2 protein-coding genes are annotated in these 1,535 nt (G+C 58.5%); both read right to left on the reverse strand.

Translation table 11 applies throughout. The features are described 5' to 3' along the window. The coding region (locus tag R3C19_27465) for a peptidoglycan-binding domain-containing protein (GenBank protein MEZ6064102.1) at positions 1-762 on the reverse strand (762 nt) is incomplete at its 3' end. 356 nt (positions 763-1,118) lie between these two features. Further along, the coding region (locus R3C19_27470; GenBank protein MEZ6064103.1) for a hypothetical protein at positions 1,119-1,535 on the reverse strand (417 nt) is incomplete at its 5' end.

Raw genomic sequence — 1,535 nt, forward strand, 5'->3', positions numbered from 1 at the left:
TTTTCGACACAGGTACACATGACCGGTATGCACGTCCGGATGTTCGCGTTTCTCATGCGATTTCCAGGTGGGTACATAGGCGTAGTGGCTGTGGCCAAGCGGATCGATTGTAAATATGGAAACACCCAGCGGATTTCCTCCGGTGACGGGACTGGGCGGGCTGTTCAGAGCTGTCCAGGCACGCCGGAACGTTGTGCGGATCGAAACCAGCGCAGCCTGAGTCTGTGACTGTGACAACCGTTTGAAGTCGAAATACAGATCCGCCATCTCGTAGTCGCGTTTGGAAGAAAATATGCCGTCTCCGAACCGGAGGTAGTCCATCGCCCGTTCAACTGTTCGCTGGCCTTTCGTGACGATCTGCGTCAGCGTGCCCATTGCAGCGGCGACGCGCGCCAGCAGAGCCGCATTGTTCACGCCCAGCCGCGGCTTCGACACCTCATTCATCCGCTTGAGTGTCGGACCGAACGGATCCACTCGTCCATCACTGCCCGTCTGCTGGACGCTTTGGAAGTGCGCAATGGCACTGTTTGTCTTTGGTCCGATCCAGCCGTCCTCGACCAGTGGCACGGGAGGACCGCCGTCCGTGGGTTCAGTGAGATTAAGCAGCTTCTGGATCTTCAGCACGTCGTCGCGGTCGTTGCGACCTCCGCGGCCGACAGATCGTCTGATGCGCCACGCGGAGACACTGCCTTCATAGGGGTACGAGTAACAGTCGTCCCCGGAATTCGCCAGAATTCTCATCGTCACCTCACGCCGGATCATGATGCAGTCAGGAGCGGCGTGGCTGTCCCGCCGCTGGTACTTTCATGCCGGGACGCGAGGCAAACGAAACAGCAAACTCGAAAACGCCGCCAAAGCGCCGAAGTTTCCCTTCGGACAATATTGGGCTCAAATATCACGGCAGGTGGCACTGACGAACGGCCGGAGATTCTGAGACTGGTGACGTGTGCCACGGGCTGTGCCGGCCGCCTCAGTCAGACAACGGAAAACACGGGCAAAGCCAGATGTGCCACATGCTCCGGCAGGTTGGACGTGACGCCTGGCCGAGGACTCGGCACGCCGACCGGCAATCACCGTTTGAGTTGCTCACGACTTTGATCGTTTTGTTTTCCGGACGATCAATTCGGTGTCATCTGGTACAGAGTGTCACGCAAAAGTCCGTCCAGGCAATCGTAGTGACTCACACATCGCACTTCCGGACCCGCGAGACAGAAGTCGTCTGAGTAGGTGCCAAAGTGGATCAGGAGCCCAAAACGGTCGATTCTCTGCAGCATCGCCCGGAAAATCGTTCGCCAGCGTCGCAGCTCTTTGCGTGACGGTTTACCGGATGCCAGGCTGGTCCAGCAGTCACAGTGGAGCCGCGTCATCAAAGCGAGTTCATCGTTGCTGGGCAGTTGTCGTTCGAGCGGCGAATTGCGGAACGGCGTGAATCCGAACCGGTCGGATGCGACGGTCTCATCCTGCAACGCCCCGCGAAGCAGTCGAAGCTTCAACTCAGCGGGAATTGCCGACTCAAGGGCAGCGTAGTCGGTATG

The sequence above is a fragment of the Planctomycetaceae bacterium genome, from assembly GCA_041398785.1.
Lineage (GTDB): Bacteria > Planctomycetota > Planctomycetia > Planctomycetales > Planctomycetaceae > JAWKUA01.